This window comes from Streptomyces gossypii, assembly GCF_025165795.1.
Classification (GTDB): domain Bacteria; phylum Actinomycetota; class Actinomycetes; order Streptomycetales; family Streptomycetaceae; genus Streptomyces; species Streptomyces gossypii.
In genome coordinates, this window is sequence record NZ_JAJAGO010000004.1 from 153975 (window position 1) to 180815 (window position 26841).

At 72.3% G+C, this 26841-nt stretch carries 25 protein-coding genes; 15 read left to right on the forward strand and 10 right to left on the reverse strand.

Going from position 1 to position 26841, the window contains the following annotated elements:
* Positions 1-130 precede the first annotated feature (130 nt).
* From LHJ74_RS09835 to LHJ74_RS09855, 5 genes are all read left to right on the forward strand, one after another.
* Complete coding sequence (locus tag LHJ74_RS09835) at positions 131-1444, forward strand: SCO2321 family membrane protein (RefSeq protein WP_260217520.1); 1314 nt, start codon at positions 131-133, stop codon at positions 1442-1444.
* A gap of 23 nt (positions 1445-1467) precedes the next feature.
* Complete coding sequence (locus tag LHJ74_RS09840; protein WP_311203277.1) at positions 1468-2169, forward strand: SCO2322 family protein; 702 nt, start codon at positions 1468-1470, stop codon at positions 2167-2169.
* A 94-nt stretch (positions 2170-2263) separates the two neighbouring features.
* Positions 2264-3601, forward strand: coding sequence for an energy-coupling factor transporter transmembrane component T (locus tag LHJ74_RS09845; RefSeq protein ID WP_260217855.1), 1338 nt, complete (start codon positions 2264-2266; stop codon positions 3599-3601).
* Positions 3598-5283, forward strand: a complete 1686-nt coding sequence (locus LHJ74_RS09850; protein WP_260217522.1) for an ABC transporter ATP-binding protein — start codon at positions 3598-3600, stop codon at positions 5281-5283. Before LHJ74_RS09845 ends, LHJ74_RS09850 begins: the two co-directional genes overlap by 4 nt.
* Positions 5280-6113, forward strand: a complete 834-nt coding sequence (locus LHJ74_RS09855; protein ID WP_260217523.1) for an ECF transporter S component — start codon at positions 5280-5282, stop codon at positions 6111-6113. Before LHJ74_RS09850 ends, LHJ74_RS09855 begins: the two co-directional genes overlap by 4 nt.
* Positions 6114-6234: 121 nt before the next feature.
* Here the strand turns inward: LHJ74_RS09855 and LHJ74_RS09860 are convergent, their stop codons facing one another.
* Complete coding sequence (locus tag LHJ74_RS09860) at positions 6235-6693, reverse strand: Scr1 family TA system antitoxin-like transcriptional regulator (protein ID WP_260217524.1); 459 nt, start codon at positions 6691-6693, stop codon at positions 6235-6237.
* Positions 6694-7044: 351 nt separating this feature from the next.
* Between LHJ74_RS09860 and LHJ74_RS09865 the strand changes: the two genes are divergently transcribed.
* Positions 7045-7344, forward strand: a complete 300-nt coding sequence (locus tag LHJ74_RS09865) for a hypothetical protein (RefSeq protein WP_260217525.1) — start codon at positions 7045-7047, stop codon at positions 7342-7344.
* On the opposite strand, the gene LHJ74_RS09870 is transcribed toward LHJ74_RS09865, so the two are convergent.
* Entirely contained in the window at positions 7293-8150 is an 858-nt protein-coding gene (locus tag LHJ74_RS09870) for an AraC family transcriptional regulator (RefSeq protein WP_260217526.1), read from the reverse strand. The two genes, LHJ74_RS09865 and LHJ74_RS09870, sit on opposite strands and share 52 nt — an antisense overlap.
* Before the next feature lie 97 nt (positions 8151-8247).
* Here LHJ74_RS09870 and LHJ74_RS09875 point away from each other — a divergent pair, with 97 nt between their 5' ends.
* Complete coding sequence (locus tag LHJ74_RS09875; protein WP_260217527.1) at positions 8248-8658, forward strand: DUF2000 domain-containing protein; 411 nt, start codon at positions 8248-8250, stop codon at positions 8656-8658.
* Here the strand turns inward: LHJ74_RS09875 and LHJ74_RS09880 are convergent.
* Positions 8579-10765: a phosphatase PAP2 family protein gene (locus tag LHJ74_RS09880; RefSeq protein ID WP_260217856.1), complete on the reverse strand. Its 2187-nt coding sequence runs from the start codon at positions 10763-10765 to the stop codon at positions 8579-8581. The two genes, LHJ74_RS09875 and LHJ74_RS09880, sit on opposite strands and share 80 nt — an antisense overlap.
* Positions 10766-11417: 652 nt before the next feature.
* The gene (locus tag LHJ74_RS09885) at positions 11418-11936 is read right to left on the reverse strand and encodes a lytic polysaccharide monooxygenase auxiliary activity family 9 protein (RefSeq protein ID WP_260217528.1); all 519 of its coding nucleotides are present in this window, start codon (positions 11934-11936) and stop codon (positions 11418-11420) included.
* A gap of 331 nt (positions 11937-12267) precedes the next feature.
* On the opposite strand from LHJ74_RS09885, the gene LHJ74_RS09890 reads away from it, so the two are divergent.
* Positions 12268-12627 carry an antibiotic biosynthesis monooxygenase family protein gene (locus LHJ74_RS09890; RefSeq protein ID WP_260217529.1) on the forward strand — a complete coding sequence of 120 codons (360 nt, stop codon included), beginning with the start codon at positions 12268-12270 and terminating at the stop codon, positions 12625-12627.
* Between the two features lie 145 nt (positions 12628-12772).
* Positions 12773-14899: an MDR family MFS transporter gene (locus LHJ74_RS09895; protein ID WP_260217530.1), complete on the forward strand. Its 2127-nt coding sequence runs from the start codon at positions 12773-12775 to the stop codon at positions 14897-14899.
* A gap of 344 nt (positions 14900-15243) precedes the next feature.
* On the opposite strand, the gene LHJ74_RS09900 is transcribed toward LHJ74_RS09895, so the two are convergent.
* Both LHJ74_RS09900 and LHJ74_RS09905 read right to left on the reverse strand, forming a co-directional pair.
* On the reverse strand, positions 15244-15426 hold the full coding sequence (locus tag LHJ74_RS09900) for a hypothetical protein (protein WP_260217531.1): 183 nt from the start codon (positions 15424-15426) through the stop codon (positions 15244-15246).
* 105 nt (positions 15427-15531) lie between these two features.
* Positions 15532-15720, reverse strand: coding sequence for a protein kinase family protein (locus LHJ74_RS09905; RefSeq protein ID WP_260217532.1), 189 nt, complete (start codon positions 15718-15720; stop codon positions 15532-15534).
* A 399-nt stretch (positions 15721-16119) separates the two neighbouring features.
* Between LHJ74_RS09905 and LHJ74_RS09910 the strand changes: the two genes are divergently transcribed.
* Positions 16120-16791 carry an HAD-IA family hydrolase gene (locus LHJ74_RS09910; RefSeq protein ID WP_260217533.1) on the forward strand — a complete coding sequence of 224 codons (672 nt, stop codon included), beginning with the start codon at positions 16120-16122 and terminating at the stop codon, positions 16789-16791.
* A gap of 109 nt (positions 16792-16900) precedes the next feature.
* On the opposite strand, the gene LHJ74_RS09915 is transcribed toward LHJ74_RS09910, so the two are convergent.
* Positions 16901-17485, reverse strand: a complete 585-nt coding sequence (locus LHJ74_RS09915) for a TMEM165/GDT1 family protein (RefSeq protein ID WP_260217534.1) — start codon at positions 17483-17485, stop codon at positions 16901-16903.
* Between the two features lie 208 nt (positions 17486-17693).
* On the reverse strand, positions 17694-18485 hold the full coding sequence (locus LHJ74_RS09920) for an ABC transporter permease (protein WP_311203278.1): 792 nt from the start codon (positions 18483-18485) through the stop codon (positions 17694-17696).
* Positions 18486-18752: 267 nt separating this feature from the next.
* On the opposite strand from LHJ74_RS09920, the gene LHJ74_RS09925 reads away from it, so the two are divergent.
* The 3 genes from LHJ74_RS09925 (at position 18753) to LHJ74_RS09935 (ending at position 23601) form a co-directional block, all read left to right on the forward strand.
* Positions 18753-19442, forward strand: coding sequence for an HNH endonuclease family protein (locus tag LHJ74_RS09925; RefSeq protein ID WP_260217535.1), 690 nt, complete (start codon positions 18753-18755; stop codon positions 19440-19442).
* A gap of 97 nt (positions 19443-19539) precedes the next feature.
* Entirely contained in the window at positions 19540-21240 is a 1701-nt protein-coding gene (locus LHJ74_RS09930; protein WP_260217536.1) for an alkaline phosphatase D family protein, read from the forward strand.
* A gap of 351 nt (positions 21241-21591) precedes the next feature.
* Entirely contained in the window at positions 21592-23601 is a 2010-nt protein-coding gene (locus LHJ74_RS09935; RefSeq protein WP_260217537.1) for an FAD/NAD(P)-binding protein, read from the forward strand.
* Here the strand turns inward: LHJ74_RS09935 and LHJ74_RS09940 are convergent.
* Complete coding sequence (locus tag LHJ74_RS09940; RefSeq protein ID WP_260217539.1) at positions 23579-24172, reverse strand: superoxide dismutase family protein; 594 nt, start codon at positions 24170-24172, stop codon at positions 23579-23581. The genes LHJ74_RS09935 and LHJ74_RS09940 overlap by 23 nt on opposite strands.
* 269 nt (positions 24173-24441) lie before the next feature.
* Here LHJ74_RS09940 and LHJ74_RS09945 point away from each other — a divergent pair, with 269 nt between their 5' ends.
* On the forward strand, positions 24442-25059 hold the full coding sequence (locus LHJ74_RS09945; RefSeq protein WP_260217540.1) for a DedA family protein: 618 nt from the start codon (positions 24442-24444) through the stop codon (positions 25057-25059).
* Positions 25060-25130: 71 nt separating this feature from the next.
* Here LHJ74_RS09945 and LHJ74_RS09950 read toward each other — a convergent pair whose 3' ends face one another.
* Entirely contained in the window at positions 25131-26159 is a 1029-nt protein-coding gene (locus LHJ74_RS09950) for a beta-ketoacyl-ACP synthase III (protein ID WP_260217541.1), read from the reverse strand.
* A 65-nt stretch (positions 26160-26224) separates the two neighbouring features.
* On the opposite strand from LHJ74_RS09950, the gene LHJ74_RS09955 reads away from it, so the two are divergent.
* Entirely contained in the window at positions 26225-26836 is a 612-nt protein-coding gene (locus tag LHJ74_RS09955; RefSeq protein ID WP_260217542.1) for a TetR/AcrR family transcriptional regulator, read from the forward strand.
* The last annotated feature ends 5 nt before the right edge of the window (positions 26837-26841 follow it).

Here is a 26841-nt window from a genome sequence, read left to right on the forward strand (position 1 = left end):
GGAGCCGTGGCTCCGGCACCGTCGAGGTATACGGAGCTGAGCCGGGTGTGCCGCCGCGTGAAGTGTTGCCGCGCGACGGGGCGGCCGTGTCTGCTGCGTGCCGTCCCGTCTCCACCGAAAGGCACCCGTCATGTATCTGCGCCGAAGCGCCGCGGTCCTCGCCGCCTCCACCGTGCTGTGTACGGCAGCGGCAGCAGCGGTGTCCCCGGTCGCGTTCGCCGCGCCCGCCGCCGCCGGTGACGACGACGGCCTGTACGGCAAGGGTGACCCGAAGTACGACGGTGTGTGGCGGCAGTCGGTGGCCCTGCTGGCGCAGGACACCGTGGGCGTCACCCCCGGGGCCGAGGGCGAGAAGTGGCTCCTGGGCCAGCAGTGCGCGGACGGCTCGTTCGCCGCCTACCGTGCCGACCCCGGCGAGAAGTGCGGCAAGCAGACACCGGCGGACATCAACGCCACGGCGGCGGCGGTGCAGGCACTGGCGGCGCTGGGCGGGCACAGCAAAGCCGTGGAGAAATCCGTGAGCTGGCTGGAGTCCGTCCAGAACGAGGACGGCGGCTGGGGGTACAACCCGGGAAGTCCCTCGGACGCCAACTCCGTCTCGATCGTGATCGGCGCCTTCGCGGCAGTCGGCCAGGACGCGTCGAAAACGGTCTCGGAAAAGGACAATACGCCCTTCGACGCGCTGGCCGGCCTCCAGCTCCGCTGTGACGCCAAAGCCGCCGAGCGGGGCGCCTTCGCCTACCAGCCGGACAAGAAGGGCGCACTGGCCCCGAACGCCGACGCGACCGCCGCGGCTGCGCTGGCCGGGCTCGACGAAGGACTCGTCGTCGAACCGCTGGAGAAGGACGACGAGGAAAGCCCCGAACCGCTCAAGTGCGGCGGGAACGACGGCGGAGACGACAAGGACGGCGGCAAGGGCGGCGCCGAGGAGCCGGAAGACGCGGCGGAGGCCGCCGCGGCCTACCTCGCGGACGTCCTGGAGAAGAACGACCACCACCTCGACTCCGTCACCCCTGGTGCCGAGGACCAGCCGGACTACGGCAACACCGCCGACGCCGTGATCGCGCTGGCCGCGGGCGGCCACGGCGACGAGGCCCGCGCGACACTCGGCTGGCTGGAGAAGCACGCGGCGGACTGGGACAAGTCCAAGGCGGACCCGGCCGCGCTGGGCAGCCTCGTCCTCGCCTCCCGGGCGGCGGGCGCCGACCCCCGCGACTTCGGCGGTACGGACCTGGTCAAGCGGCTGAACGCAACCGGCCCCACCCCCAGGAAGGTGGCCACACCGGAGGAGACCGCGGCAGCCACGAAGGAGGGCGACGATGACGGCAAGGACGACGACGACAACAGCACCGTCCTGACCTTCTCCCTGATCGGCGCCGGGCTCGCGGCGGGTGCCGGAATCGGCTTCCTGCTCTCCAGCCGCCGGAAGCGGCAGGGCCTGTGAGCGGCGCCGCCAGATTCTCGCTGGTGGCGGGTCTGCTCGGAAGCCTGCTGGCCCTCACCGCCACTCCCGCCCACGCGGACGGGTACCGCTACTGGTCCTTCTGGGAGCAGCAGAGCAGCGAGAAATCCGAGAACGGCAAGCAGGACGACTGGAAGTACGCCACCCAGGGCCCATCCCTGCTGCGTCCGGACGACGGCGCGGTTGTCGGCTTCCGCTTCTCCGTCAGCGAGGACTCCGCGGACGCGGCCAAGCCGCGTGGTGCGGCCGACTTCGACGCGATATGCGCCGATACGCCGGAGAAGTCCGGCAGCAAACGGATCGCCCTGGTCGTCGACTTCGGCACGGCAGCCGACGCACGCTCCGGCGAACAGCCGCCGGAGGCGCGTACGGCCTGTGCACGGGTCGGCGGCGACGCCTCCGCCGCCGACGCGCTGGCCGCCGAGGTGAAGCCGCTGCGCTACAGCTCCGACGCGCTGCTGTGCGCGATAGCGGGCTACCCGGAGTCGGGCTGCGGCGAACAGGTCTCGGGCTCCGGCAAGGACGCGGACGGCGCGGACGGCGCGCAGGGGAAGCAGGACGCGCGATCGCCGGACGACTCCGCCGCGAGTGACGGCGGCGGTGACGGCGGCGGCCTGCCGACGGGCCTCGGCGTCGCCGCCGGAGCGGGCGCGGTGCTCCTCCTGGCGGCCGGCGCGGTCTGGCAGTCGCGGCGCCGTCGCGGATGACCGCGTGACCTCGCGGCGCACGAAGGCAACGGCAGGCACGGCAGGCGACGTGCCGCTCGCGGCCCCCGCCCGCTCCCGAGACCGCGCACGGCGGCTGCGCGCGCCGGAGGCGACCCGTGCCGGTGCGCTGCACGCCGGTGCCTGGTGGCTGTGGGCACTCGGACTGGCCACGGCGGCGTCCCGCACCACCAATCCGCTGCTGCTGGCCCTGCTGATCGCGGTCGCCGGTTATGTGGTCGCCGCCCGCCGTACGGACGCGCCCTGGGCGCGCTCGTACGGCGCGTTCCTCAAGCTCGGGCTGCTCGTGCTGCTGATCCGGATGGTCTTCGCCTTCTTCCTGGGCTCCCCCATCCCCGGCAGCCATGTGCTGGTCACCCTTCCCGAGTTGCCGCTCCCCGACTGGGCGCAGGGCGTGCGGATCGGCGGCCGGGTCACCGCCGAGGGCATGCTCTTCGCCTTCTACGACGGGCTGAAGCTCGCCACGCTGCTCATCTGCGTCGGCGCGGCGAACGCCCTGGCGAGCCCCGCGCGGCTGCTCAAGTCGCTGCCCGGCGCGCTGTACGAGGCGGGGGTCGCCGTCGTCGTCGCGATGACCTTCGCACCGAACCTCGTCGCCGACGTGCAGCGGCTGCGCTCCGCCCGCCGTCTGCGCGGGCGCAGCGACCGGGGCGTCAAGGCGCTGCTCCAGGTCGGGCTGCCGGTGCTGGAGGGCGCGTTGGAGCGCTCGGTGGCGCTGGCCGCCGCGATGGACGCGCGGGGGTACGGCCGCACCGCGCACCTCCCACGCGCCGTACGGCACACCACCACCGCACTCACCCTCGGCGGACTGCTGGGGATCTGCGGGGGCTCGTACGGGCTGCTCGCCGCAGAGGGTGCCGGTCTCGGACTGCCGGTGCTGCTGGCCGGAGTCGCCGCCGCGCTGGGCGGACTCCGGCTGGGCGGACGGCGCAGCGTACGCACCCGCTACCGGCCCGATGTGTGGGGAGTACGGGCCTGGCTGGTGGCCGGGTCCGGGGCGGCGGTCGCCGCGCTGCTCATCGGGGCGAGCGGACAGTACCCGGAGGGCCTCCACCCGCCGGCCATCCCGCTGGCCGCGCCACCGCTCCCACTGTGGCCCGCCGCGGCCCTGCTGCTCGGGCTCCTCCCGGCGTTCGTCGCCCCGGCCCCGTCCCCGTCCCCGTCCCAGGAAACCCCCGTGCGACCGGGCGCGGACGCCGAGGACACGCTCCCGGCAAGCCGCCCCCACGCCGCCCGCCGCCCTTCCGCACCAGCCCCGGACGCCACCGGCCTGCCCACACCCCCTCCGCGCCCGGGACGGAACGTTCACGCACCGGCCACCTCCGCCCGCGCACCCGCACCCGCACCCGCACCCCGCGCAGCGGACCGCAGGCCCCCCGCCCCGCCGCCGTCCCACGAGGAGGCATCGCAGTGATCCGGTTCGAGCAGGTCTCCGTGACCTACGAGGGCACCGCCGAGCCCGCACTGCACGGTGTGGACCTCGCCGTGCCCGAGGGCGAGCTGTGTCTGCTCGTCGGCCCCTCCGGAGTCGGCAAGTCGACACTGCTGGGCACTGTTTCCGGGCTGGTACCCCACTTCACCGGCGGCATCCTGCACGGCCGGGTCACCGTCGCCGGGCGCGACACCCGTACCCACAAGCCTCGTGAACTGGCCGACGTCGTCGGCACCGTGGGACAGGATCCGCTCGCCCACTTCGTCACCGACACCGTCGAGGACGAACTCGCGTACGGCATGGAGTCGATCGGCCTCGCCCCCGACGTGATGCGCCGCCGGGTCGAGGAGACGCTCGACCTGCTGGGCCTTGCCGCGCTGCGCGACCGTCCGATCGCCACCCTCTCCGGAGGCCAGCAGCAGCGGGTGGCCATCGGTTCGGTGCTCACCCCGCACCCCCGGGTCCTGGTGCTGGACGAACCGACCTCCGCACTCGATCCGGGTGCCGCGGAGGAAGTGCTGGCCGTGCTCCAGCGGCTGGTCCACGACCTGGGCACGACGGTGCTGATGGCAGAACACCGGCTGGAGCGGGTCGTGCAGTACGCCGACCGCGTGCTGCTGCTCCCCGCCCCCGGCGCCCCTCCCCTGCTGGGCGATCCGGCCGAGGTGATGGGCTTCTCGCCCGTCCACCCGCCGGTCGTCGCGCTCGGAAAGCTCGCCCGCTGGTCGCCGCTGCCGCTGACCGTACGGGACGCACGGCGCCGGGCGGGCCCGCTGCGTGAACGGCTGGGCACCGTCACGGACGCCCCGCAGCAGGCCGCCTCGCCGGAGCCCGCCCCGTCACCGCAGCGCGCCGCACAAGCCGACCGGCTCACCGTGCGCCGTGGCCGCGCCGAGGTGCTGCGCGGCATCGGCCTGACCGTGCGGAGCGGCGAGGCCGTCGCCCTGATGGGACGCAACGGCGCCGGAAAGTCCACCCTCCTCAACACCCTGGTCGGTATGCACGAACCGGCCGCCGGTTCCGTACGCCTGGGGCCTCTCGGAGGCACCGCCGTCGTCCCGCACCGCACCAGGCCCGCCGAACTGCTCCACCACATCGGCCTCGTCCCGCAGGAGCCGCGCGACCTGCTCTACGCGGACACGGTCGGCGCCGAATGCGAGGCCGCCGACACGGACGCCGACGCCGCCCCCGGCACCTGCCGCGCACTGGTCACCCGGCTCCTGCCGGACGTGCCGGATGCCACGCATCCGCGTGACCTGTCCGAGGGCCAGCGGCTGGCGCTCGCCCTGGCCGTCGTCCTCACCGCCGCTCCCCCGCTGCTGCTCCTCGACGAGCCGACCCGTGGCCTGGATTACGCGGCGAAGGCGCGGCTGGTCGGCATCCTGCGCGAGCTGGCCGGCTCGGGGCACGCGATCATCCTCGCCACGCACGATGTGGAACTGGCCGCCGAACTCGCCCACCGAGTCGTGATCATGGCGGAGGGTGAGATCGTCGCCGACGGTCCGGCCTCCGAAGTCGTCACCGCCTCGCCCGCCTTCGCGCCGCAGACCGCCAAGATCCTCGCCCCGCACCGCTGGCTGACCGTCCCCCAGATACGGGCCGCGCTCACCGCGCGTGACGCGACCGCGGAGCCCACCCCACCTGCCTCGGAGGTGACGGAATGACGCCCGCCGAGCACGGCACCACCACCGACCGCCAGGCGCGGGCCGTACGCCTGGGGCCCCGCTCCGTCGCCGCGCTCGCGCTGGTCTCCGCCATCGGTGTCGTCGCCTTCGGCTGGCCACTGCTCGCCGACTCCACCTCCGGGCTCGCCCACTCGAAGGACGCCCCCTGGCTCTTCGCGGGACTTCTGCCGCTGCTCCTCGCCGTCGTCGTCGCGACGATCGCGGACACCGGCATGAACGCGAAGGCGATCGCCATGATCGGCGTCCTGGCGGCGGCGGGGGCCGCGCTGCGCCCGCTGGGCGCGGGTACGGCGGGGCTGGAGCCGATGTTCTTCCTGATGGTGCTCTCGGGACGAGTCCTGGGCCCCGGCTTCGGCTTCGTCCTGGGGGCGGTCTCCATGTTCGCCTCGGCCCTCCTCACGGGCGGAGTCGGCCCCTGGATGCCGTTCCAGATGCTCGCCATGGGCTGGGTCAGCATGGGCGCCGGGCTGCTGCCAGGCCCCGACACGCTGCGCGGTCGCGGCGAGTTGTGGCTGCTCGCCGCCTACGGGGCGGCGTCCGCCGTGCTGTACGGCGCGGTGATGAACCTCCAGGGCTGGACCTACATCGCCGGGCTGGGCTCGGGAATCTCCTTCGTACCGGGCGACCCGCTCGGCGAGAACCTGACCCGCTTCCTCGCGTACAACATGGCGACCTCGCTGGGCTGGGACCTGCCGCGCGCGCTGCTCACGGTCGTCCTCACCCTCACCCTCGGGGCGACCGTCCTCAAGGCCCTCCGCCGCGCCACCCGCCGCGCGGCCTTCGCCGCCCCGGTCGCCTTCCGGCCATGAGGTGGCGGCGTGGGCGCGCGACCACGCTTGACCGACATCGTGTACCAATACGGCCACCTGGTGGCCGTATTGGTACACGATCAGCCGACATGTCCAAACCGACCGCCCTTGATTCCCCGGATCAGCGCGGCGACGCGGACTGCTGGCGGAAGGCGGCTCGCCGCTCCATTCTGTGCGCGACACGAGCATCGAGCTCTCGTTGGGGCAGCTCGGCAGTGAGGCCGTTCTCGAACACCGAGCGGGCGTGAGCTTCCGTCTGAAGGAGGCCGGGAATCTGCGTGACCTCAACGGTGCGGACATACGAGGCGTGGTGCTCAAGCTCGGCGAGATCGAGGAAGCCGCGGGGAAGCAGGTCGCTGTACGCACGCCACCATCCAACTGTCCGTTCTAGGGCCATGACTGCCAGAGCATCGACCAAGCCATGGTCGGTGACTCCGTAGCCGGTTGCCAACGACCGCACGGTGGCATCGCCGACGGAGATGCGGCCCGCCTCAATGTGGGTCATCTTCGCCTGATCGACAGCGATGAGACGGGCGGCGTCGCGAGCCGTGAGCCCGGCATGCTCCCGGAGCCGCTTCAAGCTCGGTACCCAAACGCACTTGCCGAGCCGTCGGCTGGCTCCTGAGTGACATGTACTCACTCCTCTTCTCATGGGCGCCGTCACAGTCCCACGACGTACACACATCGGGGAAGCTCTACGGAGCGGGGTTACAAGAGGCCAACATTGGCCCCCTACCTTAGGTATTTCGTCGCTCACACAGTGGGTTTTCGGTCAGCCGGAAGCGCGCCGTCACCACGTCCGTGCCCGCTGCCTCGGCACCGGTATGGCCAGTGGCGGCAATGCCACCCGCCGCAAGGGCGTCACCGTGCGCGGAGGCGCGCCGTACGGCTCGATTCCACCCCTTACCTCCCCCTCACCCCGGGAGTTCGCATGGCCCGGACCTGTGCCGCACCTGCGATCGTCGGCGACGTCGCCTCGTTCGAGTACCGCTTTCACCTTCCCCGCGATCCGCGTGCCGTCGGCGTCACCCGGACCTCCGTACGGGCCTCCCTCACCGCGCACGCAGTGCCCGAACTCATCGACCGGGCCGAGCTACCGGCCAGCGAACTGCTCACCAACGCGCTCCCGCGTGATGTTGATCGGTGGACGCTTCTGCCACGTACGAAGGCGATCGGTGGTCATCGCGTCGACGGACTCGCGCGGCGGAAGTCGCCCGGCGTGATGCCGTAGCAGCGGACGAACCAGCGGTGGAAGTGGCTCTGGTCGGCGAAGCCGGAGGCGGCCGCGGCCTCCGAGGCCGTGCTGCCCGCGGCCAGCAGGCGCCGCGCGCCGCGCAGGCGCAGTTGCCGCCGGAAGTCGCTCGGCGACATCCCGTACTCGGCCCGGAAGGCGCGGTAGAGCGCGAACCGGCTGCATCCGGCGCCCTCCGCCAGCCGCTCGGCGGAGACCTCGGCGGCGAGGTCCTCCGCGGCGGTCTCCACCATCAGCGCGCGGGCCCGCCGCGCCGCGCCGCGCCCCGCGCCGCCCGGCGCCGTACGGAGCGGGCCGCTGGCGCCGCGGCACACCATCGCGGTGACCGCCTCCGTCAGCCGCTCGTCCCGTACGAGTGCGTCCGCGCCGCCGGTCAGTGCGGGGTGCAGCCGCAACAGCGCGGCACGCAGCACCGGATCGGTCCGTACGGGGGTGGGGAACAGCGGCATGGGGGTGCTGCGGCCGGCGGCGTCGTCGAGGACGGAGCGGACGACCTCCGGGCCGATGTGCATGATCCGGTACGTGAAGCCGAGGTCCACGGCGGTTTCGCCGTCATGCGGGTCGTCCGGGTTGAAGGCCATCACCATGCCCTCGGCGCTCGTGTGGTCACCGCCCCGGCAGCGGAAGCGCTGGGCGCCGGACTCGGTGACCGCGAAGGAGTACGCGTCGTGGCTGTGCCGGTGGAAGACATGCCGGACGAAATGGGCGCGCATCGCTTCCAGCGGGCGCTCCGGGTCGCGCCAGTACTGCGCCCAGTCACGATCATGCTCCCTGGCCTGGCCCATACGCCCAGTCTGCCACCGGGCGAGAAAGTGCCAGGTGGCAGACGTGGGGCGCACGAGCGTTCAAGACGGGGCGCCGGTTCGCTGCGACGCTGAGCGCATGCGTTTTGACACCAAGATCGCCCTGGTGGTCCATGAGGACCTCGCCCAGTGGCAGAAGCTGAACGTGACCGCGTTTCTGGCCAGCGGAATCGCCCGCGCCGCCGAGGACATCATGGGCGAGCCGTACGAGGACGGCTCGGGAAACCGGTATCTGCCGATGTTCCGCGAGCCGGTGCTGTGCTTCGCGGCGGACGGCGAGCAGCTGGCGCGCGCCCGCGAGCGGGCCCTCTCCCGGGGGCTCGCCACCGTCCTGTACACCGAGGAGCTGTTCAGCACCGGCAACGACGCCGACAACCGCGCGGCGGTGCAGGCCGTCGAGGCGGAGAAGCTCAGTCTGGTGGGCTTGGGACTGTACGGTCCGCGGAACTCCGTGGACCGGGTGTCGAAGGGGCTGAAGCTGCACGGGTGACGCCCACGGCGGGCTCAACGGGCTCAACGGGCTCGGCCGACTCGACGGGCCCCGCGGGCTCGCCCGAGGGCGCGGCGGCGACGGCGTCCGGGACCAGTTCGGGGACGGGCTCAGGGACCAGTTCCGGAACGGGCTCCGAAACCAGTTCCGGAACGGGCACTGGCACCGTCGCCGGGACCAGCGGCGCCGGTTCCCTGGCGTGCTCGTCGGCCTGATCGCCGGCGTGCGCCTCGGCCCGTTTCTCGGGCGCCGCCGCGTCCGCCGGCACCTTCGGCAGGATGCGCAACCGCACCAGCGCCTGCTGGATGGCGAAGCCCGCCGCGACGACGATCGCACCACCCACCGCATCCAGCAGATAGTGGTTCGCGGTGGCCATCACCACGAACGTGGTCAGCAGCGGGTAGAGCACTCCCAGCACCCGCAGCCACACGTTCGGTGTCAGCCGGATCACCACCACCGCGCACCACAGCGACCAGCCCACATGCAGCGACGGCATCGCCGCGTACTGGTTGGACAGCTCGGTCAGGGCACCGAAGTTCGGATCGTTGAGATCCTGCGGGCCGTGTGCCGTGTCCACGTAGCCGAGGCCGGGCATCAGCCGCGGCGGTGCCAGCGGGTAGAGCCAGAATCCGACCAGCCCGAGCAGGGTGGCGAAGGCCAGCGCGGCACGGTCCCGCCGGTAGGACGGTGGGCGCCGGATGTAGAGCACCGCGAGCAGCGCGATGGGCACCAGGAAGTGGAAGGTGGAGTAGTAGAAGTTCGAGATGACCTCCACCCACTGCGTACGGGCCGTGAACTGGTTCAGCCAGTGCTCCATGTCCAGCCGGAGGAAGTGCTCGAAGTCCAGTATCTGGCTGCCGTTGCCCTCCGCGGTGGCGCGGTTCTCCGGCGAGTGGTCACCGCGTACGTACGAGTACGCCCAGTAGCCGACCCGGATCAGCAGCAGTTCCAGCAGCAGGTTGGGCCGACTGAGCGGGCCGGTCGGCTCGGGTGCGTCCCACTTCGCGGAGTCGCGGGTGAGGAACGGCACCACACACGCCGCCGCCAGGGCCGCGAGCAGCGGGGCGTTGTCCCCGATGAGCCTGACCCCTGCCATGTCGGGGACCAGCGCCTCGCTCTCCAGCGACATGACCAGGACGACCAGCACCGGCCACATCAGCCGGTCGCTCGTCCGCCGCCCTATCCGGCCGACCACGGCGAGCAGGATCCACAGCAGCTGGTGCTGCCAGGCCGTCGGTGACACCGCGACGATCGCGCAGCCCACCAGCGCCGCCGCGAGCAGCGCCTGCCCGTCCTGCGCGTAGTGCACGGCACGGCGCAGCGCCAGCCAGCCGACGCCGCACGCGAGGACCACGAGCAGCGCCACCTCGAGCGGGCCGCTGAGCCCGATCCGCAGCAGCGCGCCGTGCAGCGACTGGTTCGTGACGGCGTCCGAGGGGTCGCCCAGCCCGGCGCCCGCCACGTGGTGCACCCAGTACGTCCAGGAGTCGCCCGGCACCGTCAGCCACGCCAGGGCCGTACCGGCGGCGAAGGTCCCGCCCGCGGTGACCGCCGCCGAGCGGCGGCCGGTGAACCACAGAAGAGGTACGAAAAGCAGGACCGCGGGCTGGAGTGCGGCGGCGAGACCGATCAGGACACCGCTCGCCCGCCGGTCGCTGAGCATGAGCCAGCCCACCAGCGCGAGCAGCACGGGCAGGATGCTGGTCTGCCCGAGGGTGAAGGTGCTGCGGACGGGCACCGACACGACGAGCAGGCTGAGCGCCACGGGCACGGCGAACAGCTTGGTACGCGGCGAGACCGGGGCCGGGAGAGCCCGTGCGGCGACGACGCCGACGGCTGCGACGAGCAGCAGGGTGCCAAAGGTCCATGCCACTCCGAGGCCCTGTTCGGCCGCGCTGGTGAGCGGCTTGAGCACCAGGCCCGCGAAAGGTGTACCGGTGAACGGGGTCGCTCCGTCGTAGAAGGAGCCGCGCACCTGCAGCACGCCGTTGTCGCCGATCCAGCCGAGCAGGTCGGTCAGCCGTTCGTCCGGTGGCTGCCGCAGCACGGCGACGGCCTGCCGGACGACCAGCGCCCCCGCCAGCAGCCACAGCGCCACCAGGGCCATGCCCCCGCGTGAGCCCAGTTGCCCGGCGAGGCTCGGCCGGGTCACACCCGCGCCGCCTCTCTGTGCCCGCTCCCCAGACGTATCCGCCCTCACGCGCCGCCGTCTCCCGTTCGTTCCGCAACCATTGTCCCGCCCCATCATCCCCGTGGTCAGACGCGGGACATTCACCGGCTACCTGACACGCCCCGAGACTCACCGTCAATAGGACAATCAACCCGTCAACGGCAATACCATGCCAAAGTCCCAGAGTACCGACAGGGAGCGGCACTTGTCGTCCCGAAGCCTCACGCACGCGCTTTCACCGCCCCCTCAGCAGGGCAGCTGCCGCTCTCCGGCAACCAGGCGTGGAGGGACCGGCACACGGGGTCGTCGCGAGTATGAAAGCACGCGCCGCACCCCGTGACCGCACCGAAGGAACTCCCGTGCCCGCAGGCGTGACAGGTCGACTCCGGTGACCCACGGTGGACGGCGCATCACCACCCCAGGGCGGGAGCAGGCCAGGGCCCAGGTCGGGGAGCAGGGAGTGGCCGGGGGACCAGGACAGCCCACGGACGCGCGGGGAGCGGCCGTGGGCTGTGGGTGACGACCTCCCCCGCGACGGGGAGCCCGCTCCCGATCGCGGGGGGAGGTCGAATGGAGTGCTGAGAAGGTGTCAGCCGCCGATGTTCACGTCGATGCAGGCGTAGAAGGCGTTGGTGGTGTCAGCGATGTTCCAGACCGCCAGCACCTTCTGCTTGCCGGACAGGCCGCCGAAGTCGACGTTGTGCGTGACCGTCGAGCCCGGCTGCGCACCGCCGTCGTCCACCTCGGCGATCTTCTGGCCGCCGACGAAGTACTGCCAGGTGCTGGTGGAGTGCCGTGCGGTCAGCCGCCAGGTGAAGTCCTGCGAGCTGCCGACGTTCGTCACCCGCCAGCCCTTGCTGTCGTCGTCGAGCTCGGCGAACGCCTCGTTGCCGCCGCTGCAGCTCTTCAGGCCCTTGGGCCCCTCGACGCTCTGCGGCTCCCACTTGATCGGGCCACAGGGCACGGAGCCGTCGGCGCACTGGGCCTGGCGGCTCGGCGGGTTGTTCACATAGCCGTGCGCGCTTGCCGTGTTGGCCGGGAGGGCGACGGCGATGAGGGGAGCGATGCCCGCGCCGATCACTGCTGCCAGCTTGGTCTTGTTCTTCATGCAACTCCTTCACGTGGGGGCCGCCGGTCAGGGTGGGGGCGGCACCAGCTCGGGGAGCTGATACCTGTTGGCGGCCTGGTCGTGCGTGGCGCTGCGAAGACGGACACTCCGGCAACGGTGGCCGCCTCGTTTCACAGCGCCAAGGTCTAGACCTATTGCATTGTCTGTTCGCGGTCAAGACCTCTGGCGGAACCGGCAGTTCACGCGGCCCGCGCACCCCAAGTCCGGGCGAATCGCCATCACCTCACCCGTCACACCAGGTCAGCGCCCGCACGAAAGCGGAGCGTCGACAGGAAGGGAACCGAGCGCAGCAATACGGCAGGATGGGCGCATGAGCATCGTGAAGATCAATGTGCTGTCGGTCCCGGACGAGCAGCGGGAGGTGCTGGAGCAGCGCTTCGGCGCCCGGGCCGGGACGGTCGAGAACTCGGACGGCTTCGAGTGGTTCGAACTGCTCCGCCCCGTCGAGGGCACCGACCAGTACCTCGTCTACACCCGTTGGCGCGACGAGGAGTCCTTCCAGGCGTGGATGGAGGGGCCGATGAAGGCCGCCCACCAGAGCGGCCGCCCGGCGGGGGAAGGGGCGCCCGGCGGGGCGGCCGAGGGGGCGGAGAAGCCGAAACCGGCGGCCTCCGGGTCGACGCTGTGGTCCTTCGAGGTCGTGCAGCAGGCGGCGCCGAAGGCGGGCTGAGGCCGAGCCACCGGCGGAGGCGGCCGGACCGGGCGGCCCGGCGGCCCGGTTGCCCGGCCGCCCGGTGGGAAGCTCAGCAGGACGTTCCGGGGTACAGCGGTGACGATGGAAGGGCACCTCGTACCCGAAGGAGCGTGGTCGGCTCATGACGGCGCAGCCCGCCGCGTCCGGCGCGGCACCCACAGCGCCTGGGGAGGGCGAGCGTCTGAGCTCGCGCTCGCTGCTGGTGGCCATCGGCGCGCTGCTTCTGGGCATGCTGCTCGCCGCCCTCGACCAGACGATCGTCGCGACCGCGCTGCCCACGATCGTCAGCGAACTGGGCGGTCTGGACCACCTGTCCTGGGTGGTCACCGCCTATCTGCTGGCCGCGACCGCCGCGACCCCGCTGTGGGGCAAGTTGGGCGACCAGTACGGGCGCAAGCGGCTCTTCCAGGCGGCGATCGTGCTCTTCCTGCTGGGCTCCGCGCTGTGCGGGATCGCGCAGGACATGGCGCAGCTGATCGGCTTCCGTGCGATCCAAGGGCTGGGCGGCGGCGGGCTGATGACGCTGTCGATGGCGATCGTGGGCGATCTCGTGCCGCCCCGCGAGAGGGGCCGCTACCAGGGCCTGTTCGGGGCGGTGTTCGGGACGACCAGCGTGCTCGGCCCGCTGCTGGGCGGCTTCTTCACCGAACATCTCGACTGGCGCTGGGTGTTCTACATCAACCTGCCGCTCGGCGCCATCGCCCTGGTGGTCGCCGCGACCGTACTGCACCTGCCGGCCCGCTCCAGCAAGCACCGCATCGACTACCTGGGCACGCTCCTCGTCGCGTCGGTCGCCACCTGCCTGGTGCTGATCGCCTCGCTGGGAGGCACCAGCTGGCCCTGGATCTCCGTACAGACGGCCGCGCTGGCCGTCCTCGCCGTGGTCCTGCTGACGGCGTTCATCCGGGTGGAGCGGAGGGCGGCGGAGCCGGTGGTGCCGCTGGAGCTCTTCCGTGTCCGGACGTTCACGCTCTGCGCCGTGATCGCTTTCGTCGTCGGCTTCGCGATGTTCGGCGCGATGACGTATCTGCCGACGTTCCTCCAGGTCGTCCACGGCGTGACGCCGACGATGTCGGGCGTCCACATGCTGCCGATGGTCGCGGGCATGCTGGTGACCTCCACCCTCTCCGGGCAGCTGGTCAGCCGTACCGGCCGCTGGAAGATCTTCCCGGTGCTGGGCACGGGAGTCACCGCGCTCGGCCTGCTCCTGCTGCACCGGATGGGGCCGGACAGCTCGACCCTGGCCATGAGCGTCTACTTCACCGTGTTCGGGCTGGGTCTGGGCCTGGTGATCCAGGTGCTCGTACTGGCGGCGCAGAACTCCGTCGACTACCGGCATCTGGGCGTCGCCACCTCCGGCGCCAGCTTCTTCCGCTCCATCGGCGCGGCGTTCGGGGTCGCCGTCTTCGGCACGGTCTTCGCCGGACGGCTGGGCGACAAACTCACCGGCGCGCTGAGCGGACGGCGGATACCGGAGGGCGTCTCGGCCGAGTCGCTGCAGAACGATCCGCGCGCGGTGGGCGCGCTCCCGCCGGAGACCCGGGGCGCGGTGCTGAGCGCGTATTCGGACGCCATCACCAATGTGTTCCTGTTCGGCGCGCCCGTGGTGCTGCTCGCCTTCGTGCTCTCCTGGTTCATCCGGGAGGATCCGCTGCGCCGCAGCGTCCAGACGCCCGACGAGAGCGAGACGCTCGGCCTCAACCCGGTCGAGCGGTCCTCGGCGGACGAGGTGCGGCGGGCGCTGTCAGTGCTCAGCACCCGGGAGGGGCGGCGCGACCTGTACGCGCGCATCGCGGACCGTGCCCATGTCGAACTGCGCCCCGCCTCCTGCTGGATGCTGCTGCGCCTCTACCACCACCTCCCGGTCGAGCCCGCGCTGCTGGCCGACCAGGGCGTGCTGCCGTGGACCGTGGTCTCGGATGCGGCGCGTGAGCTGGAGGAGCGCGGGCTCGCCGTACGTGAGGGACTGCAGCTCGTCTTCACGCCGGCCGGCCGGACCGCGGGAGGGCGGCTGGCACAGGCCCGTGAGGAGGAGTTCGCCGAGCTACTGGGCGACTGGTGGACTGCGGAGCGCCCGCGTGAACTGACCGAGCTGGTACGGGAACTGAACGCGATGACCGGCGGCTCACCGCAGGAGTGCCCGCGCCGCCCCGGCCGTTCGGGCGGATCACCCGGCGGGACGGGGTGGCCGGGGCGACGGCGGGGGCCCCGGCACGGGAGCACACGAAGGCCGCCGACATCGGTGTGAGCGAGCCGGTGCACATGAGCCGCAGGTCACTGGGGAACGCACTGGCGCGAACCCCTCCCATTTTGTACCTTGTAGAAACAAAGTGGTTCCGCCCGTGCCCCTCACCTGACGGATGGGGCGTCCCTGACCGGCGGGCGGGGCCACCTTTGCCTACGGAGGCGACGCAGCGGCGGAGTGAGGCCGAGGTGAGGGTGACGGCCCCTCAATCCACCGGCCCGAAGCGGGCGATCCGATCGCGCACGCACCGGGTCTCGTTGTCATCCAGCCCCAGGACCGCACCAGATCGGGCAGGGCGGCGCGGCTCTTGCGCCGTGAGCGGCCGGGCTGGGTGTTCTCGGTGTCAGTCAGTCCAGCACTCTTGGCGGCAGCCATGGAGCAGACGCGTCGTAACCCGACTCGGCCTGTCCGCGCAGCGCCTGCGGGTCGGGGCGGTCGGCGGGGCCTTTGGCCAGGCAGCCGCTGATCAGCTCTCGCAACGCCTCCGGTACCCCGGCCGGGCCAAGCTCCTCGTCGGCCACCCGGTACATCAGCGCGAGCGCCTGCTCGTCCGCGACCTCGAACGGCGACCGCCCCGTCCGCCGTCAGCCCCGTGGCCAGGGAGGAGTTGAGGGCACGGGCAATGCCGAAGTCGATCACCTTCGGGCGTCGAGAGTCATCATCACGTTGGACGGCTTCAGATCGCGGTGGATCAGCGAGGCGTGAACGTCCGTCAGCGCCTGGGCCAGCCCCATCGCCAGCGCCCGCACCGAATGCTCCTGCGAGGGCCCGTACCGGCTCACGACGTCGCGCGGCGTCGGAACCGCGATGTAAGCGGCCGCCACTCATGGCACCCCCGCATCCGGGTCAGCCGCCAGAACCTGAGCGGTCCACCGTCCGCCGACCTGCTGAGCGGCGACGGTCTCCCGCGCGAAGCGCTTTCGGAAATCCGGAAGGGCCGCCAGTTCCGCACGGATGGTCTTCACCGCCACCGGGCGGCCCCGGGCGTCCGGGCCAGATGGACAACGCCCATCCCGCCCTCGCCCGGACGGCCGATGAGTCGGTACTCGGCGATGCGGTCGGGATCCCGATCGCGCAACGTCTCCATAGTCAGCTTCCCCCTTGCACTCCCCCGCAAGGCCAGCCTCACCACGCACCCCCTGCCGGGGGCGCTGTCAGGCTCCGCGCGTGCCACTTTGTACCCTAGGCAAACAAAGCAGTGCGCGACCAGCGGAGGAGTTCATATGCGCAGCTCGGAGCCCATAGATGCGGTCAAGGCGGTGCTCCTCGACATGGATGGCACCCTGGTCGACTCCGACGCCGCAGTGGAACGCACCTGGCGTGGCTGGGCCACCACGCACGGCCTGGACCCGGAGTCGGTACTGAAGGTCGTGCACGGGCGACAGGGCTACGCGACGATGGCCGCGCTGCTGCCCGACCGCCCCATGGAGATCAACTACGCGGAGAACCGCGAAATGCTGGCACTGGAGACCGCCGACCTCGACGGCGTGGTGCCGATCGCGGGTGCCGCCGCCTTCCTCGCCGCCCTCGGCTCGGGCGCGGTGCCGCACGCGCTGGTGACCTCGGCGGACGTCGCCCTGGCCACCGCCCGGATGGGCGCGGCACGGCTGCCGATGCCCCGGGTCCAGGTCACCGCCGAGTCGGTGAGCATGAGCAAGCCGGATCCGGAGGGCTTCCTGAAGGGCGCGGCCGAACTGGGCTACGCCCCGGCCGACTGTGTCGCCTTCGAGGACTCCGGGGCGGGGATAGCCGCCGCGCAGGCCGCGGGTATGCGCGTGGTGGGCATCGGCCCGCGCGCCGCCGCCCACGGCCCGACGGTGAGCCTGCCGGACCTGGACGGGATCCGGATCGAGCCGCTCCCGGACGGCACGGTACGGCTGAGCTTCACGGCCTGAGGCGGGGCGGCTGCGCCGCGCGTCGGGCGCCGTTCATGGCGTGGTGCGCCCGGCGCCGCGTTCCGCAGTTGAGGCGGACGCCGCCAACCCGCACTCGCGGCGCCTCGCGTCAGCCCGTGATCGCCTCGATGAGGCTGAAGACGCCCAGCGCCAGCATCAGCGTCGCCGCCACCTTGGTGATCAGCTTCAGCGGCACGTGCTTCATCAGGGTGCGCCCGCCGACGATGCCCAGGCCGGCCACCGCCCACAGCGCCAGCAGCGCGCCGGTCGCGACCGAGAGCGGGTCGTCGTAGCGGGCGGCCAGGTTCGCCGTCATGATCTGGGTGAGATCGCCGAACTCCGCGACCAGGATCAGCATGAAACCGCTCGCCGCGACCTTCCAGAAGGTCTGGCTGGCGGGCGCCCTGGCCTCGCCGTCCTCGTCCTCGTCCTTGCGGAAGAACAGCACGGCCGCCCCGGCCAGGAAGAGCGCGGCGACGACCCCGTCCACCAGCCGGGAGGGCAGCAGCGTCAGCACGCTGCCCGCGGCGATCGCGAGCGCCACGTGGACGGCGAAGGCGGCGGCGACCCCGGCGTAGACATACGAGGCGCGGTAGCGGGCACCGAGCATCACCCCGGCCAGCGCCGTCTTGTCAGGCAGTTCGGCCAGGAAGACGACACCGAAGGTCATGGCGGCGACGGTGGGACTGAACACGGGATCCTCAATCGGTCGGGGCCGCCGATGCCGGAGGGGCCCGCGGGGAGTGCGCGCACGCTTCGGCTCGGCAGCGTCGCGGCGTACGGACACTGCGGCCGAAGGTCTCGCTGGCGCGCGCACCGGCCCGCGCACAACGCGGGCCCTGCACACGCTCCGGGCGCCGGGGCAGTCGCGCTGCCCAGTATGTCGACGGTCCGGCGAAGAGCTACTCCCCTTCAGACGCCGTCAAGCGTACGCGATGCAGCCGCCCGCGCGCGATCAGCTCCAGTGCGACGGCGACGGCGACCACCTGCACCAGCATCAGCGCGATCAGCACGAAAAGCTGCACGGCTCCCGCCAGCAGCGGGGATGCGCCGCCCATCAGCATGCCGACGAAGGCGCCCGGCAGTGTGACGAGTCCGACCGTCCGGGTCTGGTCGAGTCCCGGCACCAGCGCACCGGCGGCGGCCGGCCGTACGATCTCCAGCCGCGCGTCGCGGTCCGGCAGCCCCAGCGCCATCGCCGCCTCGACCTCGCCCCAGCGCGTCTCCAGTTCGTCCAGCGCGCGCCGCCCCGCGAGCGCCGTCGCCGTCAGTGAACCGCCGATGAGGATTCCGGCCACCGGGACCAGCGCGATGCCCTCCAGCGGCACCAGCCCGGTCAGCAGCAGCACCAGCAGTACGGGCAGCACCCCGGCTGCCAGCGGCAGCGCGGCCCACCGCCAGGTGCGGTTGCCGGTGACCCGGCGCCCGGCGGTCCACACCGCGACGGCGTACATCAGCACCACGAAGCCGAGCAGTGTCGGGAGCGCGCCGACCACCCAGCCGATCACCCAGGAGACGGCGGCCAACTGCACGGTGGCCCGCACCCCGGCGCCCGCGATGGCACGCGCATGGCCCCGGCGGCCGTCGTGCGTCAGATGGGCGGCCGCGGCGACACCCATCGCGGCCAGCAGGAGCACGCCCAGGACGGCCCCGAGGACGGGATTCACCGGAAGCAGCGTGTCGGCGGCGAGCACGGGCTCACCTTACGACCGCCCCCGCGACAGGGGGCGGTCGTCAGGGTCGGCCAGGCTCGGGCAGCTGCGCCGCGCGCCCGTGGTGCGGGCCGTGCGTGCGTCCCCGTACGGCGCTGTGCCGCGTGCGGTGGGGTACAGGTGACGCCAAAGCCTTGATGTGACGTGCACATGTCGTCACGCTGTTACCTGTCGACCGCCGGACGGACATCCGGCCGGCCGAGCATGTGCTCTCCGAGTCCTCACGTCCCCCCACCCAGAGGAGTTCGTATGCACCGCATACGCAGCAGCGTCTACGCGCGTCGCACCCGCCACGCCCCTCACGCCCGCCGCACGAAGGTCACCGCGGCCCTGGCCGCACTGCTGGCCGTCTGTGCCACCCTGCTGACGGCCAACGGACCGGCCCAGGCGTCCCCGCCCGCACCGCCCAGCGCCGCCGAGGCGCGCACCCAGCTCGGTGCGCTGACCGAGCGCACCGAAGGGTCCATGGACGGCTACGACCGCGACAAGTTCCCGCACTGGAGCAGCCAGGGTGACAACTGCAACACCCGCGAGGCCGTACTCAAGCGTGACGGCGACGGCGTCGAGACCGGCAGCGACTGCTACCCCACGAGCGGCAGCTGGTTCAGCGAGTACGACGGTGAGACCTGGACGGAGCCCAGCGACGTCGACATCGACCACCTCATCCCGCTGGCCGAGGCATGGCGCTCCGGTGCCTCCGGGTGGACCCAGGACCAGCGCGAGGGCCTGGCCAACGACCTGGACGTCGCTCAGCTGATCGCGGTCACCGACAACGTCAACCAGTCCAAGGGCGACAAGGACCCGGCCGACTGGATGCCGCCGAGCACCGGCTACCACTGCACGTACGCGCGGATGTGGGTCTGGGTGAAGCACACCTACGACATGACCGTCGACGCGGCGGAGAAGCAGGCGCTGAGCGGAGTACTGACGGGCTGCTGACCCGTACTCCCCCTGCGGGGAAACCACCAGTCACAGGAAACTACCGGTCTCCCTCCATCGTTCCGTACGGTTACGGGGCGAATGGAGGGAGACCGCGATGACCGCGCTACGCCTGGGCCCGCTGCTCCGGTACGTCGATGAGGACACGGCGACCGTGTGGGTCGAGACAGACGGTCCCTGCGAGGCCGAGATCCGCTGCGAGGGTTCCGCCGCCGGTGGCACCGCGCTCACCTGGCAGGTGTCCGGGCACCACTACGCCCTGGTCACCGTTGTCGGGCTGCAGCCCGGGACGGAGACGGCCTACCAGGTGCTGCTCGACGGCGCGCAGGTATGGCCGCTGCCCGCGTCTCCCCCGGCGATCGGCGGCCGGCTTCCCCCGAGCACCATCCGCACCCCGGCCCCCGACGGGCGCGACGCGCTGCGGCTGGCCTTCGGCTCCTGCCGCTGGGCCTCGCGCCCGGCCGACAGCTCCCACGACCCCGTCGGCCCCGACGCGCTGGAGGCGCTGGCCCGGCAGGCCGTCGCGGGCGGTGAGCTGCCCGACGTCCTGCTGCTGCTGGGCGACCAGGTCTACGCGGACGAGACCTCGGAGGCCGTACGCGCCCTGCTCGCCGAGCGGCGCGACCTCTCCGAGCCGCCCGGGGACGAGGTCGCCGACTACGAGGAGTACACGGCTCTCTACTACGAGTCCTGGCTCGCGCCTGAGGTCCGCTGGCTGCTCTCCACCGTGCCCAGCTGCATGATCTTCGACGACCACGACGTCATAGACGACTGGAACACCAGCGAGTCATGGCAGCGGGACATCCGCGCCACCCCCTGGTGGCGTGAGCGGCTGCTCAGCGGGCTCACCTCGTACTGGGTCTACCAGCATCTGGGCAACCTCTCACCGGGCGAGCTGGCCGAGGACCCGCTGTTCGCCTCCGTGCGCGCGGCGGAGGACGGCACCGCCCTGCTCCGCGAGTTCGCGGCGCGCGCCGACACCGACCCGGAGACCGTCCGCTGGAGTTACCGGCGCGACTTCGGCCGGGTCCGGCTGCTGATGGCCGACACCCGGGCGGCCCGGGTGCTCAGCGAGGAGAAGCGGGCCATGCTCGACGCCGACGAGATGGCCTGGCTGCGTGAGCAGGCGCTGACCGGGCCGGAGGACTACGACCATCTGCTGATCGGCTCCTCGCTGCCCTGGCTGCTGCCACCCGCCATCCACGACGCCGAGTCGTGGAACGCGGCACTGTGCGCGGGCGTGCGCGGACCGCGCTGGGCACGCTTCGGCGAGAAGCTGCGGCGCGCCTCCGATCTGGAGCACTGGGCTGCCTTCCCGGAGTCCTTCGGCGCCCTGAGCGAGCTGATCGCGGAGGTGGGCAGCGGCGAGGGCGCCCCGGCGACGGTCTGCGTGCTCTCCGGCGACGTGCACCACGCCTATGTCGCGGAACCGCTCTTCGCACCACCGCGGTACGAGGGTCCGACGGACTCACGGGTGCTCCAGCTGACGTGTTCACCGATACACAACAGCATTCCCGCCTTCATGCGCGGAGGCTTCCGCTTCGGCTGGAGCGGCGCGGGCCGCCTGCTGGGGCGGATCCTCGCCCGGCACGGCAGGGTGACGCCCACCCCGCTGAGCTGGCGGCGTACGGGCGGCCCGTGGTTCGGCAACCACCTGATGACCCTGACCCTGCACGGGCGCTCGTCCCGGCTCGGCATGCACCGCGCCCGGGTCACCGAGCAGGGCGTACGGCTGGCTCCGGTGCTGGACCGAGCGGTGACCGCGGGGGCGAGTGAGTCTTCCCACACCGGAGGCTGATCTTCCGGGCGGAGGGTCGGCTCCGGGCGGCGAAGCGGCATGATGAAGGCCGCACACCACCGTGGCAGGCAACGCCGCCGCAGGCCGGTGTGCGGATTCGCACGCAGCACATCGCGCCGCACGGACCGGACCGGGAGACGACTCGTGGCCGCCCAGCACCATGCCCGCGCTGCCCCAGGCCCTGACCGGGCGATCTTCTCGGGACAGCGACGCCCGGCACCGCACCTCGCCGCGTTGTCGGACCCGCCCCAGTACGCCCAGTACGCCCAGTACGAGGACGATCCTCCGCCTTGCGATCCGCAGCACCGGACGCCGCAGGCTGATCCTCAAAGACCGCCCGGACAGGGCCTGGTGGGCGCAGCGCACCCCTGCCCTGACCAGGCCGTCGCGGTGGTCGGCGCCGGGCCCCGCGGTACGAGCGTGCTGGAGCGGCTCTGCGCCTCCGTTCCGGAACTGCTCCCGGCGGGCGCCCGGCTGACCGTGCATATCGTCGATCCGGCGCCGCCCGGCCCCGGCCACGTGTGGCGTACGGCCCAGCCGGGCGAGCTGCTGATGAACACGGTGGCTTCCCAGGTGACGCTGTTCACCGACGACAGTGTCCTGGCCGAGGGACCGGTCCGTCCCGGACCGAGCCTCTACGAGTGGTACGCGCGCACCGCCCCCGGCACGCTGGGCCCCGACGACTACCCGAGCCGGGCGCAGTACGGCGCCTATCTGGAGTGGGTGTTCGCCGAGGTGCTGCGCCGGGCGCCCCGCACGGTGACCGTCACCGTCCACCGGGCGCTGGCGGTACGGCTGGCCGACGCGCCCGACGGCAGCCAGCTGCTCGAACTCGCGGACGGTACCGGGATATCCGGCCTCTCCGCCGTCGTCCTGGCCCAGGGCCATCTGCCGTCCACGGCCTCCCCGGAACAGCGGCGGCTCACGGAGTTCGCGCACACACACGGGCTGCGCCACCTCGCCCCGGCCAATCCGGCTGACCTCGCCGCCGAGTTGGACGCGATCGCCCCCGGCGAGCGGGTGCTGCTGCGGGGGCTGGGCCTCAACTTCTTCGACCACATGGCACTGCTGACCAGCGGCCGGGGCGGCCGGTTCGTCGGGCAGGGACACGGGCAGGGACACGGGGAGAGACACGGGCTGCGCTATCTGCCGTCCGGCCGCGAGCCCCGCCTGTACGCCGGTTCGCGGCGCGGCGTCCCGTACCACGCACGGGGCGACAACGAGAAGGGCGCACACGGACGGCACCTTCCGCTCCTGCTGACACCACCCCTCGTCGCCCGGCTGCGCGCGCGTGCCGAAGCGGGCGAGCCGCCGGACTTCCTCACCGAGATCTGGCCGCTGGTGGCCAAGGAGGTCGAGACGGTCTACTACGAGGCGCGGCTCGCCGCCGCCGGTGAACCGCCGCGGGTGCGCGGGCGGTTCCGGGCCCGGTTCCTCGCCGTGGCGCACGGCAGCGAGGAGGAGTCCGCCGTGCTGGACGCGTTCGGCTTCGGCGGGGGCAGCGGCAGCGGCAGCGGCAGCGGCGACAGCTGCACTGGCAGCGGCACCCGCGCGGCCCGCTGGGACTGGGCCGCGCTGGCCCGCCCGTACGGCGGCACCCGCTTCGACGGCCCCCGGGAACACCGCCGCCTGCTGCTGGAACGGCTGCGCCAGGACATCGCGTACGCCCGTGAGGGCAATGTGCACGGCCCGGTCAAGGCCGCCCTCGACGTACTGCGCGATCTGCGCAACGAGTTGCGGCAGATCGTGGACCACGGCGGCCTCGGCGGACCGTCCCGGCGCGATCATCTGGACCGCTGGTACACCCCGCTCAACGCCTTTCTCTCCATCGGACCGCCGCGGCGCCGGATCGAGGAGATGGCCGCGCTGATCGAGGCAGGGGTGCTGGAGGTGCTGGGCCCCGGCCTCGACGTACGGACCGACACGGCGTCGGGGCGCTTCACGGCCCGCTCGCGCGAGGTGCCCGGCTCGGAGGTCACGGTCAGCACGCTTGTCGAGGCGCGGCTTCCGGAGCCGGATCTGCGGCGCACCGCCGACCCGCTGCTGGCCGGGCTGCTGCGCGCCGGAGCTTGCCGTCCGCACACCCTGGGGGGTTACGAGACGGGCGGGCTTGACGTCACAGAGCGCCCGTACCGGGTGCTCGACCGTCAGGGGTGGGCGCATCCGGCGCGGTTCGCGGTCGGCGTGCCCACCGAGGGGGTGCACTGGGTGACCGCGGCGGGTGCGCGCCCCGGGGTCAACTCGGTGACGCTGACTGACACGGACGCGGTGGCCCGCGCCGCGCTGGGCAGCCTCTGCGGGCCGCTCACAGTGGCGGCGGGCGTGCGGAACCGCTCCGTCAGCGCTGCCCGACACCCATGAACGGCACCGTGAAGCACCCGACCGGCGCACCCGCCGTACCCGCCTCACCGGGCTCCGTACTGACCGCGTGCTCGTGCAGTACGACCGACCCGGCCTCGCCCCTGCGGAAGTCCCATGAGTGCGAGACTGACGAACCGCCGTCACCCCGCCCGTCGGTGCGGAAGTCGAGCCAGACCTCGTTCTCCGGATTTGCGTACTCCGGGTCCGCCGAGGGCTGGTCGGGGGCCTTGACGTGCCGGTAGTGCGGCCCGGAGTCCTGGGGACGGGGCCCGCACGGTTCGGTGTGCACATGGACGCCGAAGGCGTGATCCGGCGCCAGCCCCCGTACGGCGAGACCGACGGTGGTGCCCTCGCCGTCAACACGCTGCCGCACTGTGATGTGGGCCCCGGCGGGCACCAGTTCCTGGTCGTAAGTGAGCGCGGACGAGGGGACGAACGCCTGCGGCGGCGCGAACCGCGCACTCCGGTGCATCCGGAGGTCCCCGCCGCCCTGCGCGCCCCCGTCCGCGCCCGCCACGCCGCTCCCGGCGGCCACCAGGGCCAGCGCCGCGCCCACTACGGCCGCCCTCACCCCGGCCGTCCTCGCCCCGGGGCCCCTTCCTCCCGGCACGCCCGTCACCTCTGCCACCTCTGTCACCGCACCAGCCACCACACCAGTCACGTCCGCTTCTCCTCCTCCGGCGCCGTACGACGCGTCACACGTCGATCCCGTGCATGTGTATCCCGGTTGCTGTCGAGATCGACGCCACTCCCACCCGGGCGATCCGTGCGGATGACCTCGGCGTACGCTGTACGGCGGTAAGCGGCGGCTGAAAACGGAGTGGAACGGGGGAGCCAGCTGTGCCGGAAGCTCTGGGCTCTTTCGTCGGTACGCCCTGGATCTACGCACTCATCGCGACGTCCGTCCTCCTCGACGTCTTCGTGCCCGTGTTGCCCAGCGGCGTGCTGGTGATCGCCGCGGCGACCGCTGTCGCCGGGACCACCGCCGCCGAAGCGGCCCAGGGTGCCACGCACTTCGCGGAGATGCTCACCCTGGTGTTGTGCGCCACCACCGCCTCGGTGCTGGGAGACCTGGCCGCCTACCGGCTGGCCTGGCGCGGCGGTGAGCGCTTCGACCGGGTGATCGCCCGCTCCCGCCGCCTGACCACGGCGCACGAGCGGCTGGGCTACGCGCTCGCACGCGGCGGCGGCGCACTGGTGGTGCTGGCTCGCTTCGCGCCGGCGGGCCGCTCGGTCGTCAGTCTGACGGCCGGAGCAGCACACCGGCGGGCCAAGGACTTCGTGCCGTGGTCGGCCCTGGCGGGCCTGACCTGGGCCGCGTACAGCGTGGGGCTGGGCTACCTCGGCAGCAGGTGGCTGGACGCGGCCTGGCTGGGCACGGCGGTCTCGGTGCTGGCGCTCTTCGCGGCGGGCTCGCTGGCGGCGTACGTCATACACCGGAAGCCGGTGCCCGCGTAACACGCAGGCACCGGGCCGACTCTGGTTGCCGTGTCCGAGCACCGGTACTGCTCCTTGCCAAACGAGAGACCCTAGGGGCAGTTCACTACCTGACCCGCCCAAGAGAGCCCGCCCCCGAACGCGAAGAGCAGCACCGGTGCGCCCGAGGCGATGTCGCCGCGCTGCACCAGTTTCGACAGAGCGAGCGGCACCGAGGCGGCGGAGGTGTTGCCGGATTCGACGACGTCGCGTGCCACGACCGCCCGCGGGGCGTCCAGCTGACGGGCCAACGAGTCGATGATCCGGAGGTTGGCCTGGTGGGTGACGATGCCGCCGAGTTCGCCGGGGGTTATACCGGCCCGTGCGCACGCCTCCCGGATCAGCGGTGCCATCTCGGTGGTGGCCCAGCGGTAGACGGTCTGGCCCTCCTGCGCGAACTGCGGCTGCCAGGCGCCGAGCAGCCGTACGGCGTCACCTCGGGTGGGGTCGGAACCCCAGACGACCGGACCGATGCCGGGACGGCTCGCCCGCCCGGCGTGCCCGTCCGCCGCGTGCTCATCCCCCGCGTCTCTGTCGCCCGCGCTGACTTCGGCCCCGCTCACCACGGCGGCCCCCGCCCCGTCCCCGAGCAGCACGCAACTGGAGCGGTCGGTCCAGTCCACCACGTCCGACATCTTCTCGGCGCCGATGACGAGCGCATGCCGGGCGGCACCGGCCCGCACCGAGTGGTCGGCGGCGGCGAGGGCCGTGGTGAAGCCCGCGCACCCGTTGTTGAGGTCGTAGGCCGCCGCCGCGGGGATGCCGAGCCTCCCTGCGACCTGCGCCGCGGTGGAGGGGCAGCGGTCGATCGCGGAGCAGGTCGCCACGCTGACCATGCCGATCTCGGCAGGTTCCAGCCCGGCGGCGGCGAGGGCCTTCCCCGCCGCCTCGGCGGCCATGTCGGCCACCGACTCGGTACGGGCGATGCGGCGCCGTACGATCCCGGTGCGCTGGCGTATCCACTCGTCGCTGGTGTCGACGATCTGGGCGAGATCGTCGTTGGTGAGCACGTGTTCGGGCTGGTAGTGGCCCAGCGCGGCGATGCGGGTGGTCATCGCCGGCGGAGTCGGCAGAGTCATCATCGCGCCAATATAGCGTCCGACCGATCGGACGCTATATTGGCACCCGGTTCGGCTAGGATGCTCGCATGAGCCCCCGCAAGTCCGCCGCAGAAGCCCAGCAGACCCGTGAGCGAATTCTCGAACGCAGTGTCGAGGTCGCCTCCCTCGAAGGTCTGGACGGGCTCACGATCGGGCGTCTCGCCACCGACCTGGGGCTCAGCAAATCCGGTCTGCTCGGCCACTTCGGCACCAAGGAGGCCCTGCAACTCGCCGCCCTGGAGCGCGCCTCCGGGATGTTCAGCCGGGAGGTGTGGCATCCGGCCTCCGGCACCCGCCCCGGGCTCCCCCGACTGCGCGCGATCTGCACGGCCTGGATCTCCTACCTGGAGCGGGGCGTCTTCCCCGGCGGCTGCCTCTTCACCAGCGCCACCTTCGAGTACGACGGCCGCACCGGGCCCGTACGCGATTTACTGCGGCGGCAGTTCACCGCCTGGCGGCACCGGCTGAACAGCGACATCCGCACGGCGGTGAAGGCGGGCGACCTGCCCGGGGACACCGAACCGGACCAGGTGGTCTTCGAACTCAACGGCGTTCTGATGAGCCTGAATCACGCGCTCCAGCTCTACGCCGACCCGGTGGCCGCGGAGCGTGCCCGGCGCTCGGTGTCCCGGCTGCTGGGCACCGCGCCACCGGACTGACAGGG

Coding starts and splice junctions, on each gene's coding strand:
- LHJ74_RS09835 (WP_260217520.1), top strand. CDS start 131: ATGTATCTGCGCCGAAGCGCCGCGGTCCTCGCCGCCTCCACCGTGCTG.
- LHJ74_RS09855 (WP_260217523.1), top strand. CDS start 5,280: ATGACGCCCGCCGAGCACGGCACCACCACCGACCGCCAGGCGCGGGCC.
- LHJ74_RS09865 (WP_260217525.1), top strand. CDS start 7,045: ATGGCCCGGACCTGTGCCGCACCTGCGATCGTCGGCGACGTCGCCTCG.
- LHJ74_RS09870 (WP_260217526.1), bottom strand. CDS start 8,150: ATGGGCCAGGCCAGGGAGCATGATCGTGACTGGGCGCAGTACTGGCGC.
- LHJ74_RS09875 (WP_260217527.1), top strand. CDS start 8,248: ATGCGTTTTGACACCAAGATCGCCCTGGTGGTCCATGAGGACCTCGCC.
- LHJ74_RS09880 (WP_260217856.1), bottom strand. CDS start 10,765: ATGGCCCTGGTGGCGCTGTGGCTGCTGGCGGGGGCGCTGGTCGTCCGG.
- LHJ74_RS09885 (WP_260217528.1), bottom strand. CDS start 11,936: ATGAAGAACAAGACCAAGCTGGCAGCAGTGATCGGCGCGGGCATCGCT.
- LHJ74_RS09890 (WP_260217529.1), top strand. CDS start 12,268: ATGAGCATCGTGAAGATCAATGTGCTGTCGGTCCCGGACGAGCAGCGG.
- LHJ74_RS09895 (WP_260217530.1), top strand. CDS start 12,773: ATGACGGCGCAGCCCGCCGCGTCCGGCGCGGCACCCACAGCGCCTGGG.
- LHJ74_RS09900 (WP_260217531.1), bottom strand. CDS start 15,426: ATGTACCGGGTGGCCGACGAGGAGCTTGGCCCGGCCGGGGTACCGGAG.
- LHJ74_RS09910 (WP_260217533.1), top strand. CDS start 16,120: ATGCGCAGCTCGGAGCCCATAGATGCGGTCAAGGCGGTGCTCCTCGAC.
- LHJ74_RS09925 (WP_260217535.1), top strand. CDS start 18,753: ATGCACCGCATACGCAGCAGCGTCTACGCGCGTCGCACCCGCCACGCC.
- LHJ74_RS09930 (WP_260217536.1), top strand. CDS start 19,540: ATGACCGCGCTACGCCTGGGCCCGCTGCTCCGGTACGTCGATGAGGAC.
- LHJ74_RS09950 (WP_260217541.1), bottom strand. CDS start 26,159: ATGATGACTCTGCCGACTCCGCCGGCGATGACCACCCGCATCGCCGCG.
- LHJ74_RS09955 (WP_260217542.1), top strand. CDS start 26,225: ATGAGCCCCCGCAAGTCCGCCGCAGAAGCCCAGCAGACCCGTGAGCGA.